Origin of the sequence: Metapseudomonas otitidis, from assembly GCF_900111835.1 — a bacterium.
In the GTDB taxonomy this organism is placed as follows: Bacteria; Pseudomonadota; Gammaproteobacteria; order Pseudomonadales; family Pseudomonadaceae; genus Metapseudomonas; species Metapseudomonas otitidis.
Genome location: NZ_FOJP01000014.1, coordinates 1 through 16,244 on the forward strand (window position 1 = coordinate 1; position 16,244 = coordinate 16,244).

Consider the following 16,244-nt stretch of genomic DNA (forward strand, 5'->3'; position numbering starts at 1 on the left):
CTGGTTGTAGTAGTCCGACTGTTTCTTGAGCTTGGCCAGTACCCGCGTTGGATTTTCATCCGTCCAGTCGCTCAGCAACACGACGTAATCACGGTCGTAACTGAAGGGCTCGGGCTCCTTGGCATCGATGACCAGCGCGCCGTATACGCCGACCTGCTCCTGCAGCCCCGAGTGACTGTGATACCAGTAGGTACCGTTCTGGTTGACCTTGAACTTGTACTCATACATGCCGTCAGGGGCGATGCCATGGAAGCTCAGGCCAGGAACACCATCCATGTTCGCCGGCAGGATGATGCCGTGCCAATGGATGGAGGTGTCCTCCTTGAGGCGGTTGCGCACGCGCAATGTGACGGTATCGCCTTCGCGCCAACGAAGAATCGGCCCAGGGAGCGAGCCGTTGATGGTCATGGCCGTGCGCGCTGCGCCGGTGATGTTCACCGGGGTTTCACCGATGAATAGGTCGAATTCGTTACCAGTCAGTACGTTGGGCTGGCCGGGGCTGTTCACCGCCCAGACCGGCGTGCGCCACAGGCCAAGTCCGCCGATAATACCGGTGGCTGCCAGGCCTTTGACGAAGGTGCGCCTTGTGGTTTTGCTTTGCATGCCGTTTTGTCCAATCCGTCAAATGAGCCGGTGATGGTGTGCCCGGTCTCGGGTTCATGGCTGCTTCAATGTCGGGGATTTACCCCTCAACTTTCCACGTCGGTGCATTGCACAAGCCTTACCGACGATGAGCAGTATGAAACTGCCATATCCCAACCATCCGGGTGATTACATTTCTGTAAGGTAGATGACTTCAGCAGTTGGTGTGCTCTGCTTGCTCGGTTGGACTGCTGGCTACAGGAGCCTCAACTTTCTGCTGCTGGGCCACCCGGTAGGCCTCCAGAGACGTCTGGCGTGCCTGCTCCATGCGCGCGAAGGTTCGGTCAGCACCACCTTCAGCCATTGCCAAGCTGGAGATGCTCAGAGCAGTAACTACAAGCAGAGCTTTGATCGATTTCATTTTGGGTATTCCTCGTAAGTTAAGTGGTCCCTGCAACTGCAGAGGCCGAGCTTTAGGCTCGATGTCACGTTAACTAAGAGGGCCTGTCAGCAACCTGAGCCGAACATTACAGTTCTGTCAGGTTGCTATTTCTTTCTTGTAGCCCATCCAGAAGGCTCGGTACTGTCTTTCATGCCCTCATAAAGCCTTGCGAATTTCTTGAGAGGGCATGCTCGGCAGCGATGCCTAAGCTACTCAGGGTCATTCGCACCCGCGGATAAGACCACCAACAATTAAGAGAGATTGTCACTATGTCGAATAAATCCAACGTCGCTACCGGTGCCGCTCTGGCTCTCGTGGCCGCCAGCCTGTTTGCTACCCTGCCTGTCCAGGCCGCCCAGGACACCAAAGCAGCTGAAGTGAAGTGCTTCGGCGTCAACGGTTGCAAGGGCCAGAACGACTGCATGACCGCCAAAAATGCCTGCAAAGGCCAGGGAGAATGCAAAGGCCAGGGCTTCAAGCTGATGACTCAGGCCAAGTGCGATGAGGCCGGTGGCAAGACCAGCGAATAATGCCGTTGCGGGGAGTGCCTGCCACTCCCCTGCTGGAGTCTTGAATGAGTAAGCGCAAAACACTGGGTTTCGGTCTTGGCCTTCGCAGAGAGTATTACCAGCAGATTCTTGAACAGCGACCTGCGGTCGACTGGTTTGAGATCATTTCCGAGAATTACCTGGTGGGCGGTGGCAAGGCCCTCTACTTTCTCGATGCGATTGGCGAGCAATACCCGTTGGTGATGCACGGAGTATCGCTGTCGATCGGCGGTTCGCATAACCTGGACATGGGCTACCTACGACAGCTCAAGCAACTGGCGGACCGGATACAGCCCCAGTGGGTTTCCGACCACTTGTGCTGGAGTCGCGGCAACGCCCATCAACTCCACGACCTGCTGCCGCTGCCGTTTACCCAAGAAAGCCTGCTGCATGTCGCCGCGCGGGTGCGTCTAGTGCAGGATGTTCTGGAACGTCCCATTGTGCTGGAGAACGTTTCTTCTTACGTGCAGTGGAAGACGTCCAGCATGAGCGAATCGCAGTTTCTCTCGGAACTGAGTTTCCTGACCGGTTGCGAATTGCTCCTTGACGTGAACAACGTCTACGTCAGCGCACGAAATCAGGATTTCGACCCATGGCAGTTCATCTTGGAATTGCCGCACGAGCGGATTCGTCAAATTCATCTGGCCGGGCACAGCGATTACGGGCAGTACCTCATCGACACCCATGACCAGCCCATCGCTGATCCGGTTTGGTCTCTCTACAGCAAGACTTTGAGCTACTTGGGCCCGACATCGACCTTGATCGAGCGGGATGACCAGTTTCCGCCGCTGGAAGAGCTGTTGTCCGAATTAGCACATGCCCGTGCTATCGCCAAATCTGTGATATCGGGGGCCACCCCTTGAGCCTGATCGCCCTACAGACTGCATTTGAAACTTACCTGACAGGTGACAGTGCCCTGCCCTCCAACGAGCTTTTGGAGCAGACCCGAGGTAGCACAGCGCTGAGTGCTCTCGAAGGCCTGCAGATCTACCACAACGCTTACCGTTCGCGCCTGCTTGCGGTCTTGCGAGAAGACTTCCCTGCCCTGCTTCACTGGATCGGCAACGAATCATTCGAGCAGCTCGCACTGGCCTACTTGGCCGCCTGGCCACCACGACATTTCAGCATTCGCTGGCTGGGCGAGAAGCTGCCCGAGTTCATTAGCAGCTACGTCGAAGAACCCCAACTATCGCCGATGCGCGAACTCGCGGAGCTTGAGTGGGCTTTTACACTGGCTTTCGATGCTCAGGACGTCGAAGTGCTTTCACTGCAGGCCATCAGTGATTTTTCGGCTGAAGACTGGATTTCACTCAGGGTTTCCCTGACTGCATCTGCCCGGTGGTTGCAGCTGCAGTACAACACGCTGGAGTTGTGGAAAGCCGCCAAGTCCGGCAGCTTGCTGCCTGATATTACCCGCCTGCCAACGAACCTAGCCTGTCTTGTTTGGCGTCATGAACTCGTCTGCCAGTACCGGAGCCTGGAGCCAGCGGAGGCTTCGGCATTGCAGTTTCTCATCGAGGGCGGATCGTTCGCTGAACTCTGCGAGTCGTTGAGCGCCACGCATGGCGAGCAAGCTCCCTTGCAAGCCGCGACCTGGTTGAAGTTGTGGGTCAACGACGGTTTGCTAAAGCGCGGCCAGCTATTACACGAATGACCCGGAACCTTTAGGCTAGCGCTCTCTCTTTGGCCACTCCGAGCGCTTCTATGACTCACCGCATCATTCATTTCAAACAGCAAGCCTTGCTTGACCCGGAGACCTATCAGGCAATGCTGGCCGACGGCGTTGGTCACTGGGAGCGGCTTGCAGGAGAAGTCGTCGGCATAGAAGACGAAAAAAGCCACGAGTTCGCTGCATTGAAAAGCCTGTTCAAGCGCAAGCGGTACTCCTATGACACGCTGGAAATGCGCGAGCCAGGCGATCACTCAAACTGGCTTCGCGGCCGAGATGGTTCAGAAGGTATGACCAACGAGATCACCAGTATCCCAGGGCTAAAAGAGCTCTCAGAACTGGATATTTAGTGGGATAGCAGGTCAGCGCTCAAGCGCTGACCTGGGCCGAATAGCCAAGCTCCTGGATGAGTTCGCGGATCGATTCGGCACTTTCTGTGCTCTCAACGGTGACCTTGCCGGCCGCTCGATCCACTTCTACTCGTGCATCCTGATCCAGAGCTTGAATGGCCTTCGTGATTTTGCTCACGCAACTGCCACAGCCCATCCCCGCAACACTCAGACTAAACATGTCTTTCACCTCATTTCGTCCGCGGCTCAAGTTACCGCACGGACAGCATCGACCTTGACACGATGGCAAGGTCAAGCCCGTAAGCGCTACAAAAGGATCAGCCGTTTACCACGGGCGTAAGGATGGGGGTTGGTGAACACACCACGACATGCCTTGCGCCCCTCGTCAGTGCGACGTATAGATTCTGGGGGGTCATAAGCTCAGGATGCAGGACAACCGAGACATCCGCCTCGAGCCCCTTGAGAAGTAATGTGCTGCCTACAGAGCGTCTTGCGATCGGTCGGGCAAGGTGTCTATTGCGCTCTCGCGCTTGAATGGCTGCACTCAGAAAGTCGGCAGCACCTCCCACCACCGCTTGCATTGCAGACCGGCAGCAGTACAGAACCTCCGGTCGGTATACACGTGCCCCGTGCTGCTCAGCGAGCGTATCGATCACACGGAGCGCTTGCCCCAATGTTGGCGCTGCTACGAAATCGATCGCCGCAGCCTCGGCCGCGGTCGGAGGCGTTCGGGCCCTTCCTGCACGCAGCGACTCCACGCGCGTTCGCAGGTTTGCTGCACCTACCCCCGTCATTACGCTGGAAGCAAACTCCACAAGTTGTGCCAGAGCATTGGCACCCTGCAAGTCAAAGTTCCTGGCGAAGTTGACGAGATCTCTCAGGTCGACGGCTTCTACGGCCATGGCACCGGGTGTCTGGCTCGTGAGCTGATGGCGACCTTGCACGTTGATGGAGTCCCCGATGATGAGGACGCTACCCTGAGCGTTGGGAGCTTCGGTTCTCGCGGCCACCAGTCGCTGCTGAACTTCGGTTCCGGCGTTTAGCTGCACCCAACGCACTTCTGCTGGAGCCGTGCGCAGATCCACCGGCTGACCAGCTTGAAGTTGTTGCCTTATGGCGAGCAGCCACTGCCCGAGGTTCTCAGCTCCAGCCAGCCGCCAGCGCCACGGTATCCTCAACTCTCCCGCTGCGGGAAACAGGGGTTGCACCTCATTCGCCCAATGCACCAGTCGATTGCCACGAAAGTCGAAGATGGCTTGCATCGGGTCACCGAGCACGCAGGTCGGAAGCACCTGGGCCAAACCAGACACGATGGCGTGCTGGACGACGTTGCAGTCTTGGTACTCGTCGACAAGCAACCGTGCATAGGTGGCGCGAAGGGGCTGAGCGAGGTGACCGGCCTGCAACAACTGCATGGCGGCCTCCCGAATTGCCGGGTAGTCAGTATTGGGTTGATGCAGCTGTAGGATCTGCGGGTTATGGCCGCTTCGCGCTGGGAACTTAGCGATCAGGCGCATCGAGAATCCGTCAATGGTGGAGACTCGATATGCGGAGTTAGGAACACCGGCTCGTCTCAGGCGCGCCCGTATGGCCGCAACGCCGGCGTTCGTATGTGTCAAGACGAGGATGGGTTTGCTCTGCCTATGCGCGATGAGCGTCTCGGCAATCAATTGCGTTTTTCCACAACCTGCGGGGGCCGTTATGGAGCCACGCTCGATAGCGAAAAGATCAATCTCAGGGGGCACTTGTAAACGTCCAGAGCTGATTCGTGACTGCCATGAAGCCCGGTTCGGCGTTCTGTAAAGACGGACCGACGATGTCCCTTGCAACCTCCTGATAGGTTGTCAGCGACTTGAACCAGCCGCTGTTGCGGATACGGGATGCGGTTCCCAGCAGCTCTCGTCTCTCAGGTGAGTACCCATCCACGAGTCGCTCGGCTCGGATATCGTTCAGCGTCACGCGGCCTTGGGACTTCGTCTGAATGTGTGCGTTCATCAGCTCTGCACCCACTATTGTTTCGGCTTTCGCCAGAAGTGCATCGAGTGCTTGGTCACTGAGATGGCGGAAGATCTCGTCCTCCAGAGTGAGACCTGGTCGCCATGTAAGAATTTGCCCGCCGGCGGCCAAGAATGCTTCAGCGAGCCCCGCGGTCGAAGGCTTGTCGGCATCTACAAAAACCATCACGCGGTAACCCAAGTTCAGAAGTGCTGTTCCCCGGATAAGACTGTTATCGGGGCTTCCCCCGCCGGCGTCCACATACGCGCCGCCATGGGCCAAGAATGAGGTAGCGCCAAGACTGACCCACCATTGGTCAAGGCCACGCGCGAAGCCAACCTCGCTGGCCCCCTCGCAAACGATGATGGATTTGGCGAGGAATGCTTCGGGGTCCTTCCGAAGGGTACTTTGTACCTCGTTGGCTTCCCCAGCTGGCATAACACTGTGGCGCTGAGGTGCTGACCGAACAACGAATAACTGGCTGCCGGACAGCTCGCGCAGCGCGACCGGCGAGTGCGTCGTCATGAACACTTGCAACGGAGCGGCAGCGTCCTTTGCACCCAGCGAGTCCAGGAATCGCATGAGCCGATGAGGTTCAAGCCCGTATTCCACCTCATCAACCAGGGCAATTGGCGCGGCGCTGGCCGCAGCCCTTTGAAGCCCTGCCACTAGCAAGCGTGACGAGCCCGTGCCAAGGGAGCGCAGCGGAATACCTGTTTCACTGTGCAGCGCGATCGCCCCCTCGCCAATCGACACAGAATGTGCGTCAAGGAGCGCCTGAGGCATAGCCCCGACCGAAACGCCAAGATGCTGTGCTGTGCGTTGCACGACCTCAAGCGTCTGGGTCAGATGTTCGGCTGCTTGATTGCCAAAGTTCGCTCTTGCTTGCCTAGCGGCGCGCGCCAGTTCAGCACCAAGCTCGGCGCGCTCATCGGTAAGTCGATTGAGCACTGAGCCACGACTCCACGACAGGTTCGAGCTCGCAAAGCTGCCGATACGGGCGGGCGCTAGTGCCGCTCGTTCTTTCCAGGGAAGAGTGCGTTCAAGTTGCTGCTGCTCCGCGCGCTCGGAGAAAAGTGTCCAAACAGGCTCCAAATCGGCACCAACTTGCAGACGCAAGGTGATGACGGTCTCCAGCCCCGCTCGCGGTTCGTCTTCGACTTCCCCCGTACCGGGATGGAATCCACGCAAGAACTCGCCGTAGACATCGATATCCATCAGCGATACCGGCAAATCGCCAAGCGCCACGCTGATGGTGATGGGTACATCGACGTTTAATGCGAAGAAGTCCATGTCGCCGAACGTGCCGCCTCGGCGGGCGCCGACGCAAAGGTCAATCGCGTCCAGGATGCTGGACTTCCCACTGTCACCCGGACCAATGAGGCAGTTAATTCCGGGGGCCGGCACCCAGTCGAGCGCCTGGATAGACCGGAAGTTGCTAATTTGCAGTCGGCGAATGCGGGCCACGGAGAATCCTCATGGGGTAACGACTGTCAGTCTCCTACTTGTAACGGCTTGCAAACGAAAACGTCCCGACCTGCAATCAATACGATTTTCGACCGGAATTAACTGCGACTGACCGGCCCGGCAAACCAGTATTAGCTGCGAATGAACCTGCATTTATCCGCGCTGACCTGCATTCCATGGCTACCAACCAGCATTAATTGCAAATGACGGGGCTTATAGGTAGTGAATCGATTGCCTCGTTAGAGCGCATGTCTGCTTGGCATGCGGGAACATCTAGTCTCTTCCGCCCACGAGCCAGATCATTCCAGGCAAACACATGGGGCCTACAGCTTTGAGGCCCACTACGCTATGTGCGGGCTCGGTCTCGCCCAAAGGGTTCGGTCAACTGACCAAGGTAACCCTTGGGATAGTCCCTCTCACGCAAGCCGACATTGGCGTCGCCCTGCTTTCCTGTACTGTCGTAGAACGTCCCGAATAGCCGATCCCACACCATCAGAAATTCGCCGAAGTTCACCTGGGCATCTTCGAAGTCGCGCTTGTGGTGCCAACGATGAATTTCAGCCACCCCGATGACATGGCGCAGCCAACCCAGCCGGTAATCCAGGTTCGAGTGCTGAAAGCCCAAGTGAACGGTCAGAATGCCGAACCAGGTGGCAACCACTGCCGAAGGCGCGCCGGATGCAAACAGCAGCACCAATCCCGGGCCAGCCATGAGCATCGCATGTAGGGGATGCCGGCGCTCCCCATTCATCCAGTACAAGCGCTCGGCGCTGTGGTGAATCATGTGAAAACGCCACAGCCAGGGTACGTGGTGGCTGATGCGGTGCATGGCATACAGGCTCAGATCGAGCACGACGGCGACCAGCAGCAGCTGAACCCAAAGTGGACTCTCGACTGGGAAGAGACGAACTGTAGCCGGCACTGCATCGCCCAGCCTGGCCAGGATTTCGGCGGTGAACTGGATGACGGAAAGATTCACCAGCATATGCACCAGGTCGGTCAGGGTGTCCTGGTGATCCTCCAGCCAGCCCTCCCGGAAAGGCTGGATACGCTCCAGCCCCGCGACGGCCAATAGACCGACTGCGGCTACCAAGGGTGTGCTGGGCCAGTACGGCACCCCGGCGTACAAGGCCCAGACCATGAAGGCGGCGCTGCCACCAAACACGAGCGGATAGCTCAACCAGCGTAGGGCGAATCGAAGAGAAGTGGACATCGCTCAGCTCCTATGTAGAGAGCCTTCACGGTAGGTGCAGAGGACGACGTTCGACTTGAACGAAAGAGCTATGACTTCTGGAGATCGACCGCAGCCAGGGCGGAGGACGGATCGATGCCCAGCAGCGCCCTGAATGTCCGGGAGAAATGCGCCGAGTCGGAAAAACCCGCCGCATGCGCGGCTTCGGTCAGCCGTCCCCCTTTGGCCAGGTGTTGCAGGGCTTGGGTGAGGCGCAGCCATTTGACATAGCTGCGCAACGGCAGGCCGGTTTGCTCCACGAACCAATGGGAAAAACGCGTGGGTGACAAATGCACCAACGCGGCCATTGCCTCACGCCCCATTTGGCCTTCGCGCAGCGCTGCGGTGACCTTGGTCAAGCGCGGATCAGGGATTGGTGGATCGGCAAGCCGCAACAGCCGACGTACCTGCGCCTGCAACTGGACAGGCGAATGCCCCGACGCCCTCAGTGCCTCGACCATCGCAGCAATATCGGCCGCTACGATCTCCATCAGCCTCACGGCTCCGCTCACCCGCAAGGCACGCGCCTCATCGGACAGCACATCCAGGTAGATCGACAGGACCTGCCCAGCACTGAGCCGGTGCTTCAAGCCTGCCGGAATCAAGATGGCAGCCCCAGATTGCCCACCCAACGGCGTTTCAACCGTTATCGCGGCGTCGAGCCCCACTGCAATTTGATGTGCTTGATGATGGTGCCAATCCTGGTGGGCGGCATGGCCGAGAAAGACGCCGATACCGGGGCCGACCCAGGCATGGCCTGACCAGCGAGCCACTTCTGCGGCATCCGAGCTTCGCATTATCTGCCCCGGTCCAGTTCCGCGCTGGGACTCAGCACACTGCTCAGGAGCAACATGGCGGCACCGCCCACGATGCCGATGTCCGCCAAGTTGAATGCAGGCCAATGCCAGGATTGCCAGAAAAAATCCAGATAGTCGATCACATGGCCTCGGAAGCTGCGATCGATCAGATTCCCCACTGCCCCTCCCAGTATGAGGCTATAGCCCAGCGCTTCGAGCTTGGCCCTGGGCTTACGCAAGAGCAACGCGAGCCCAATCGAAACAACCAGTGCGAGGAGAATGAAGAAGTAGCGCTGCCAACCGCCCGCGTCAGCTAGGAAGCTGAACGCTGCGCCGGTATTCCAGAAATGGACCAGATTGAAGACTGGGGTCAGAGGAACCACGGCGCCGACCGAGAGCGAACCCTCAATTACATATTTGATCGCCTGGTCGGCCAGGGCAACGGCTAGCGATAGCGTCCACCAGAGCCCGGGAGTGATACGGTGCGCCATTCCAAGTGGCGATTTCATTGTTTCGCTCCCTGAAACAGTCGCTGCAATCCGGGTGAGACGGGCATCGGCGCGAATGCACTGATCCTCGCGCGTCCGGTATTGCCGAGCGGTACCCAGATCTTCGAGAACAACACGGCAGCGATGATCCGTGGTGCTTGGCCGAACATTTCCCGGTAGTCGCGCAACTGCCAGCCAGCCCTTAGCATCAACCAATGGCTCCGCGCATGCAGGACGGGCATGTGCTGGCTCAAGATGTGGGCGCGCTCGAGCCAGGGGAATGCCTCGGTTGGCGCCTTTTCACGGAGTGCTGTCCTTGCCTGGAAAAAGGCTTCATCGATGGCATTGCGGAGGGCGGTATTCATCTGGAACTCACTTGCGCAGCAGTTGGAAGGCCATGATTCTGGGCCGATCGTGCAAGTGAACACCCTGTAGCCGCTATAGGGTCAAGCTCTACGCTTTGAGCAGAAGCGAATGGCACTTTTCTAGCGCGCCTTATGGAAGCCGTTTGCCTCCCTCCACTAGACCCGAAAGTATTCCGCAGTCCAGGCTTTGTCGTTCGTCATCGCAGCAGCTGCGTAACGTCACCAACTGGTTTTCCAGGGCTTGCAAGGATGCGATCTGGGCCCTGACCTGGGCGATATGGCTATCAAGCAGCGTATTGACCGCCGCGCACGGTTGCTGCGGCTGTGCTTGAACGCTCTGCAAAACACCAATTTCGTCCAACGACATGCCAAAGGACCGGCAACGGCGGATGAACAGCAGTTTCTCCACATGATCCGCTTCGTAGGCTCGGTAGCCATTTGCCTGGCGATTGGGCGATGCAAGCAGGCCCTGGCGCTCATAGAAACGAATGGTCTGAATGTCCGCTCCCGTCAGCTGTGCAAGTTGACCAATGCGCATAGGCTGCTCCTCGATAAACAGCCAGTATATCCAGGCTTGACCCTATACCTGCTATATGGTTTTCAATTGCCAGAATTGAACCTGATAGGAGAGGCGGATCATGAGCTCGTGTGAAAAATCCTGTGGCTGCGGTTCAGTGTCAGCGCCTGCTGAAGCAGCGAGCGCGCCCTCGACCGAAGGAGCCTGGGTCAGCCATTTTTCTGTACCCAAGATGGATTGCCCTTCGGAAGAGCGAATGATTCGGCTCGCGCTGAATAGCTTGCCTGAGCTTCGTTCGTTGTCCTTTGATCTGAGCAGCAGGCAGGTACTCGCTTTCCATGACGGGGCGGTTGACCCAATCACTACCAAGCTGGAGTCCCTGGGTCTAGGGGCAGCGCTACTGGGGACTCAACCAGCTAGTCAGGAAGCAGCCTCGACCAATCGCGCTGATGAGGAATTAGCGGCGTCGAAAGAGGCGAGCACCCTGAAAATTTTGCTCGGCATCAACGCTGCCATGTTTGTTATCGAGATGGGCGCAGGGTTGATCGCTCAGTCGACGGGCCTTATTGCCGACTCGCTGGACATGTTTGCGGATGCTGCCGTCTATGGCTTGGCTCTCTTTGCCGTCGGCCGCAGTGCACAGCTGCAAGTTCGCGCTGCGCACCTGGCGGGTTTCTTTCAGATCCTGTTGGCACTGGGCGTACTCGTGGAGGTGGCTAGACGCTTCCACTATGGCAGCGAACCTGAGTCGATGCTGATGATGGGGATTGGCTTAGTTGCACTCGTCGCAAACGCCAGCTGTCTCTTGATGATCTATGGCCATCGCGAAGGCGGTGCACACATGAAAGCGAGCTGGATTTTTTCGGCCAACGATGTGCTCGCGAACATTGGCGTTATCGTCGCCGGCGCGCTGGTTGCGTGGACGGGCTCTCCCTACCCAGACTTGGTGATTGGTACGGTCGTTGGCCTCATCGTATTGAACGGTGCGCGCCGAATCCTGGCATTGAAAGCCTGACCAACCGATCCTGTATTCCATCGCGATGGGCTCACTTTCTACAAGTGAACATCAATGGTACGGACAGTCCAATAAACCTTGGTTTATTGGACGGTCTGAGCGAGGGGCGTTCAGTTGCAGAAAGCGTGAGCCCATTGAGATTAAATGCAAGCCGGCGCGGCTGAATGCAAGCTCGCTCGCAGCTAATGTGAGCCCGAGGGCTTCGTCAGCCGCAGTTAATCTGAGCTGGAAATTGCATCGATTGCGAGCCCGGCCGTTTTCAAACGCGAGCCGTTACAACTAGCCAACGTCCGTTGCTTTCAACCTAAGCGCATTGAAAACCACCGAGGCTGAACTGACGCTCATTGCCAGAGCAGCGATCAAGGGCGACAGAAGATGTCCTGTCAGCGGATACAGCAGCCCGGCCGCTAGCGGGATTCCCATCGCGTTGTAGAGGAATGCAAAGGCAAGGTTCTGCCTCATGTTCTTCACCGTGGCCACCGACAAGGTGCGCGCCCGCAGGATGCCCATCAGGTCTCCCTTGACCAGGGTCACTTGGGCGCTGTTCATCGCCACGTCGGTGCCCGTGCCCATAGCGATGCCTACGTCGGCCCTGGCCAAGGCCGGCGCATCGTTGATGCCGTCGCCCGCCATGGCAACACGCCGGCCATAGCTCTGCAGTTCGGCGACTAATTTCTCCTTGTCCTGCGGTTTCACCTCGCCATGCACCTCCTCGATGCCTAACTGCTTCGCCACGGCTCTTGCTGTGGTGAGGCCATCGCCAGTGGCCATGATGACCTTCACGTCAGCGTTCTGGAGTTGAGCAACAGCCTGTTGGGAGGTCGGTTTGATTGGATCGGAAACGGCCAGGAGACCCGCCAGGCGACCATCGACGGCCAGATAGATGATGCTGATGCCCTCCAGGCGCAGTTGCTCTGCACGGTTACGCAGCGGAGTAATATCGACGCCCGCCTCCTCCATCAACGCTGTGTTCCCAAGCTGCAGTTGATGGCCATCGACCTGTCCGCGTACACCAATACCTGAGCCAGATTCGAAGGTCTCCGGTTTCACCAGGGCAAGACCCTGTTCACGCGCATGATCGACAATGGCATGCGCCAGCGGATGCTCGCTGCCCTGGTCCAGGCTTGCGGCCAAGCGCAGAACCTCGACCGAGTCGAACGGCCCGGTTCCCTCTGCACTATGAAAGGCCGGCCGCCCCTGCGTCAGTGTCCCGGTCTTGTCGACGATCAAGGTGTCGATTTTGCAGAGGTTCTCGATAGCGCTGGCATCGCGGAACAACACACCGCTGCTGGCGGCCTTGCCGGTCGCGACCATGACCGACATCGGCGTTGCCAAGCCCAGGGCGCATGGGCAGGCAATGATCAGTACGGCCACAGCGTTGATCAGGCCAAATACCCAACCTGATTCCGGCCCGAACACCCCCCAGCCAAAAAATGTCAGGATCGCGATCAGGATCACCCCCACCACGAAATACCCTGCCACGGCATCGGCCATACGCTGCATGGGCGCCTTGGAACGCTGGGCCTTAGCCACCATCTGGACGATCTGCGACAACATGGTTTCGGCGCCCACCTTCTGCGCTTCCATCACCAGGCTGCCGTGGGTGTTCAGGGTGGCACCGATGAGGGTATCCCCTGCCCGCTTGGTGACGGGCACCGGCTCGCCGGTGAGCATCGACTCGTCGACAGCGCTCTCGCCCTCCAGCACGGTGCCATCCACCGGGACTTTTTCGCCCGGCCGGACACGCAAGTGGTCACCCTGATGGACGTGGGTCAGCGGAATATCTTCTTCCTGGCCGTCAGGCCTGATGCGCCGGGCAGTCTTGGGGGCCAATCCCAGCAGTGACTTAATGGCGGCAGAGGTCTGCGAGCGGGCTTTGAGTTCGAGCATCTGGCCCAACAGCGTGAGCGAGATGATCACCGCGGCGGCCTCGAAGTAGACGCCGATGCGTCCATCCTGAACGAAGGCCGCCGGGAACCACTGCGGCACCAGGGTGGCTGCCACGCTGTAGAGGTAGGCGGCTGCAGTTCCTAATCCGATCAGGGTCCACATATTAGGGCTGCGTTGCCGGATGGAGTCTATTCCGCGAGTGAAAAATACCCAGCCACCCCAAAGCGTCACGGGCGTTGCCAGAACCAGCTCAACCCAGTTCTGGGATGTTCCATGGAACAGCTGCAAGGAATGACCAGCCATCGCCAGCACGGTCACGATGACGGTCAATGGCAGGGTCCACCAGAACCGTCGCGAAAAGTCTTTCAGCTCCGGATTTTCTTCGTCCTCCAGCTCTGGAATGACGGGTTCGAGCGTCATCCCACAGATCGGGCAGTTGCCAGGGCTCGGTTGGCGAATCTCGGGATGCATCGGGCAGGTGTATTCAGCCCCCAGTCCTGCCTGAGTTGAGTACTCTGGCCGAGCGGCATGCTGGTGGTGCCCGGCATGCGATTGATGGCTCATGTACTGATGAGGGGCTGCCTGGAACTTCTCCTGGCATTTTGTACTGCAGAACCGATAGGCCCTTCCCTCAAAGTTCTCCTGGTAAGGACTATCAGATTTGACCTCCATGCCACACACCGGATCGCGTGGGCTCTCTGGATGGCCGTGCGAGTGATGTGCATGGCACTGGTCATGATGGCAGGAGGTCTTTTGCATTCGAGTTATTTCCTATCCTCGTCCTTGGAAACTGCGGCTCCGCTGGAGTGGGAGTGCCCGCCATGATTGTGGCCAAACAGATGCATCAGCGGGCATAGCAGCAGGATGAGGTATGGCAAAGCCTGCGAAAGATGACCGTAATGCTCGCGCGCGACATAGAAGATGCCGATTACGGCCAGCATGATCAGTGCGATGCCAATCTTGCTCTTCCAAAAAGGTGGTTCCGTAGTGCCAGTGTGGTGCGTGTGATCCATGACAATAGCCTCGGTTCAATGACCATAGAATCAGCATAGGTTGCTCTAGCCAGGCAGAGTTGACGCGTATCAATGGAGTTCAGCGTACGGTCACCTTACCGACCATTCCCGACTGATAATGTCCAGGAACATTGCAGGCGAACTCCAGATCAGTAGCGTCGGAGAAGGTCCAGATCAGCTCTTCGCGTGCACCTGGCTCGACCAGAACGCTGTTGGGATCGTCGTGCTCCATGCCGACCATCTTCATGCCGCCCATGGCGTGGTCCATTTTGCTCATGTCATGCGCTGCAGTCGGGGACAGCGTGCCGTTCTGAAACATCGCAGCCATCTCTTTCTGATGCGCAGCATGGGATGCCGCTTTGCCAAGGTTGAACTCGTGCAGCAGGGCTCCCTCGTTCAGCAGTACGAAGCGAACCGTCTCGCCCGCCTTGATTTCCATTGCCTTGGGTTCAAAGAAGATGTCCCCCATCCGGACTTCGATGGTGCGATCTACTGCCTGACTGTCTCCCGGTTGCCCGATACTGTCTTTCTTGTGGCCCGGGCTGGCCAGCGCATTGGCAGCACTGAGCAGTAAACCAAGGGTGGTGATTATGAAAGCGGGTCTGAGTTTCATGGTGTGCCTCTGAGGTGTTGAGGAGGGATGAGTCCCGATGCTAATGAGGTGCAACTGGCGGTACGCTGACGCGAAAACTACATCGCAGTAAGGTTCGTCAGATCGGTGCTACCCAGCCCGCGGCCAACGGGTAGCACCGGTGCCGGACTAACGCAGAGCAAACTCACCGACCATTCCCGCCTGGTAATGCCCAGGCAATGTACAGGCGAAGCTCAAACTGCCCGCCTGAGGGAAGGTCCACACGAACTCTTTAGTTGTGCCGGGCTCGACGAGAACCGCGTTCGGGTCGTCATGCTTGGCTTTGATGACTTCCGGATAGCCTGGAGGGTTGGAGTCTCCCGTGCCATAACGCTCATGCCAGACAATGCTTTCGGCCATACCGGTCGGTGTCAGCGTGCCGTCCTTGAACAAGGCTGCCATCTTGCGCTGGTGTTCCAGTTGGAACGCTGCGTGCCCGATGTTGAACTCGTGCATCAATGCGCCCTCGTTCTTCAGAACGAAGCGCACGGTCTCGCCGGGCTTTACGTTGATCGTCTTCTGGCTGTAGTTGATGTCGTCCATCTTCACCAAGATGGTACGAGTCGCCGGCGTCGCCTGGGCTTGTTGCCCAAAGTCACTTCCACTGGGCTCGGCAATTGCCGGAATAGCAGTGCTGATGAACAGCGTGCTGATCAGCAGCTTAAGGGGGATGCGTTTCATGGTGAGACCTCGCTAGGTAGGCTGGAAATCTCATGCTATTCCACGCTTGCTGCCAGGCCGCTGACCCCAAAACTACAATTGCGTCAGCTGGAAAAAAGCACGGCGCCATTGAGGCGCCGCTAGGCCAAAGGAGCAATCACGGAAGGCCTGGAAGATGGGGAAACTCTTACTTATGGCACTCTTTGTCGGCCATCATCAGTTTGTGCTCGCGAATCATTTGACCCAGCACGTCGTCTACCAGCTTGTCATGCTTTTCCATCCAGGCCAGATGCTCTTCGGTCGACATACCCGGAGCAGGATGTTCGTCGTGCAGCTGACTCATAATGTTTTCGAGCATTTTCATGTGCTCCTGCATGTGCACATGCCGCTCGCTGGCTGGGGCCTTCTCCGCCTGGATCAGCACAGCTTCTGCTTTGTCGCGCATCTGCTGGATGCGCTCGAATACTCGATCGCTGCCCCCTTCGGCCCAAGCCATAGAAGACAGCAGTAGCGAACCAACCAGAAGCAAAGGTTTCAGCGATTTCATGGGGCAGTCTCCATCATTGCAAACTGAGGCCGGCACC

20 protein-coding genes are annotated in these 16,244 nt (G+C 58.1%); 5 read left to right on the forward strand and 15 right to left on the reverse strand.

What is annotated here, in order from left to right:
- Window positions 1-603 (reverse strand): multicopper oxidase domain-containing protein (locus BM198_RS18540; RefSeq protein ID WP_139233658.1); only part of this gene is annotated, 603 nt, incomplete at its 3' end.
- A gap of 193 nt (window positions 604-796) precedes the next feature.
- Complete coding sequence (locus tag BM198_RS18545) at window positions 797-1,003, reverse strand: co-regulatory protein PtrA N-terminal domain-containing protein (RefSeq protein ID WP_003139535.1); 207 nt, start codon at window positions 1,001-1,003, stop codon at window positions 797-799.
- A gap of 290 nt (window positions 1,004-1,293) precedes the next feature.
- Between BM198_RS18545 and bufA2 the strand changes: the two genes are divergently transcribed.
- Genes bufA2 through BM198_RS18565 form a run of 4 tightly spaced genes read left to right on the forward strand, consistent with a single transcriptional unit; the run spans window position 1,294 to window position 3,591 of the window.
- The gene (bufA2, locus tag BM198_RS18550) at window positions 1,294-1,554 is read left to right on the forward strand and encodes a BufA2 family periplasmic bufferin-type metallophore (RefSeq protein ID WP_004577564.1); all 261 of its coding nucleotides are present in this window, start codon (window positions 1,294-1,296) and stop codon (window positions 1,552-1,554) included.
- Window positions 1,555-1,598: 44 nt separating this feature from the next.
- On the forward strand, window positions 1,599-2,435 hold the full coding sequence (gene bufB / locus BM198_RS18555) for an MNIO family bufferin maturase (protein ID WP_074971669.1): 837 nt from the start codon (window positions 1,599-1,601) through the stop codon (window positions 2,433-2,435).
- Entirely contained in the window at window positions 2,432-3,226 is a 795-nt protein-coding gene (locus BM198_RS18560; RefSeq protein WP_074971670.1) for an HvfC/BufC N-terminal domain-containing protein, read from the forward strand. The genes bufB and BM198_RS18560 overlap by 4 nt, the downstream gene beginning before the upstream one ends.
- Window positions 3,227-3,276: 50 nt before the next feature.
- Window positions 3,277-3,591, forward strand: a complete 315-nt coding sequence (locus BM198_RS18565) for a hypothetical protein (protein WP_074971671.1) — start codon at window positions 3,277-3,279, stop codon at window positions 3,589-3,591.
- A gap of 19 nt (window positions 3,592-3,610) precedes the next feature.
- Here the strand turns inward: BM198_RS18565 and BM198_RS18570 are convergent, their stop codons facing one another.
- The 8 genes from BM198_RS18570 to cadR form a co-directional block, all read right to left on the reverse strand.
- Window positions 3,611-3,811: a heavy-metal-associated domain-containing protein gene (locus BM198_RS18570; protein WP_003246756.1), complete on the reverse strand. Its 201-nt coding sequence runs from the start codon at window positions 3,809-3,811 to the stop codon at window positions 3,611-3,613.
- Between the two features lie 97 nt (window positions 3,812-3,908).
- Complete coding sequence (locus BM198_RS18575; protein ID WP_003452322.1) at window positions 3,909-5,336, reverse strand: UvrD-helicase domain-containing protein; 1,428 nt, start codon at window positions 5,334-5,336, stop codon at window positions 3,909-3,911.
- On the reverse strand, window positions 5,326-7,053 hold the full coding sequence (locus BM198_RS18580; protein WP_003452323.1) for an ATP-dependent nuclease: 1,728 nt from the start codon (window positions 7,051-7,053) through the stop codon (window positions 5,326-5,328). Before BM198_RS18580 ends, BM198_RS18575 begins: the two co-directional genes overlap by 11 nt.
- A gap of 346 nt (window positions 7,054-7,399) precedes the next feature.
- Window positions 7,400-8,266, reverse strand: coding sequence for a sterol desaturase family protein (locus BM198_RS18585; protein ID WP_036992931.1), 867 nt, complete (start codon window positions 8,264-8,266; stop codon window positions 7,400-7,402).
- 68 nt (window positions 8,267-8,334) lie between these two features.
- Complete coding sequence (locus BM198_RS18590) at window positions 8,335-9,081, reverse strand: helix-turn-helix transcriptional regulator (RefSeq protein ID WP_036992934.1); 747 nt, start codon at window positions 9,079-9,081, stop codon at window positions 8,335-8,337.
- On the reverse strand, window positions 9,081-9,590 hold the full coding sequence (gene lspA, locus BM198_RS18595; protein ID WP_003452327.1) for a signal peptidase II: 510 nt from the start codon (window positions 9,588-9,590) through the stop codon (window positions 9,081-9,083). Before lspA ends, BM198_RS18590 begins: the two co-directional genes overlap by 1 nt.
- A complete protein-coding gene (locus tag BM198_RS18600) occupies window positions 9,587-9,934 on the reverse strand; it encodes a DUF3703 domain-containing protein (protein WP_024015047.1) in 348 nt (115 codons plus the stop codon). Before BM198_RS18600 ends, lspA begins: the two co-directional genes overlap by 4 nt.
- A gap of 130 nt (window positions 9,935-10,064) precedes the next feature.
- Window positions 10,065-10,472 (reverse strand): Cd(II)/Pb(II)-responsive transcriptional regulator, encoded by a 408-nt coding sequence (cadR, locus tag BM198_RS18605; RefSeq protein ID WP_024015046.1) that lies wholly within the window; start codon window positions 10,470-10,472, stop codon window positions 10,065-10,067.
- Between the two features lie 100 nt (window positions 10,473-10,572).
- On the opposite strand from cadR, the gene BM198_RS18610 reads away from it, so the two are divergent.
- Entirely contained in the window at window positions 10,573-11,466 is an 894-nt protein-coding gene (locus BM198_RS18610) for a cation efflux transmembrane domain-containing protein (protein WP_033902376.1), read from the forward strand.
- Between the two features lie 279 nt (window positions 11,467-11,745).
- On the opposite strand, the gene BM198_RS18615 is transcribed toward BM198_RS18610, so the two are convergent.
- The 5 genes from BM198_RS18615 to BM198_RS18635 form a co-directional block, all read right to left on the reverse strand.
- Window positions 11,746-14,115, reverse strand: a complete 2,370-nt coding sequence (locus BM198_RS18615) for a heavy metal translocating P-type ATPase (RefSeq protein WP_074971672.1) — start codon at window positions 14,113-14,115, stop codon at window positions 11,746-11,748.
- Between the two features lie 5 nt (window positions 14,116-14,120).
- Window positions 14,121-14,369, reverse strand: coding sequence for a DUF2933 domain-containing protein (locus BM198_RS18620; RefSeq protein ID WP_009686142.1), 249 nt, complete (start codon window positions 14,367-14,369; stop codon window positions 14,121-14,123).
- A gap of 79 nt (window positions 14,370-14,448) precedes the next feature.
- A complete protein-coding gene (locus BM198_RS18625; RefSeq protein ID WP_021221948.1) occupies window positions 14,449-14,982 on the reverse strand; it encodes a cupredoxin domain-containing protein in 534 nt (177 codons plus the stop codon).
- Window positions 14,983-15,129: 147 nt separating this feature from the next.
- Window positions 15,130-15,681 (reverse strand): cupredoxin domain-containing protein, encoded by a 552-nt coding sequence (locus BM198_RS18630; RefSeq protein WP_062832778.1) that lies wholly within the window; start codon window positions 15,679-15,681, stop codon window positions 15,130-15,132.
- A 166-nt stretch (window positions 15,682-15,847) separates the two neighbouring features.
- Complete coding sequence (locus BM198_RS18635; protein ID WP_003452338.1) at window positions 15,848-16,207, reverse strand: co-regulatory protein PtrA N-terminal domain-containing protein; 360 nt, start codon at window positions 16,205-16,207, stop codon at window positions 15,848-15,850.
- Window positions 16,208-16,244 lie beyond the last annotated feature (37 nt).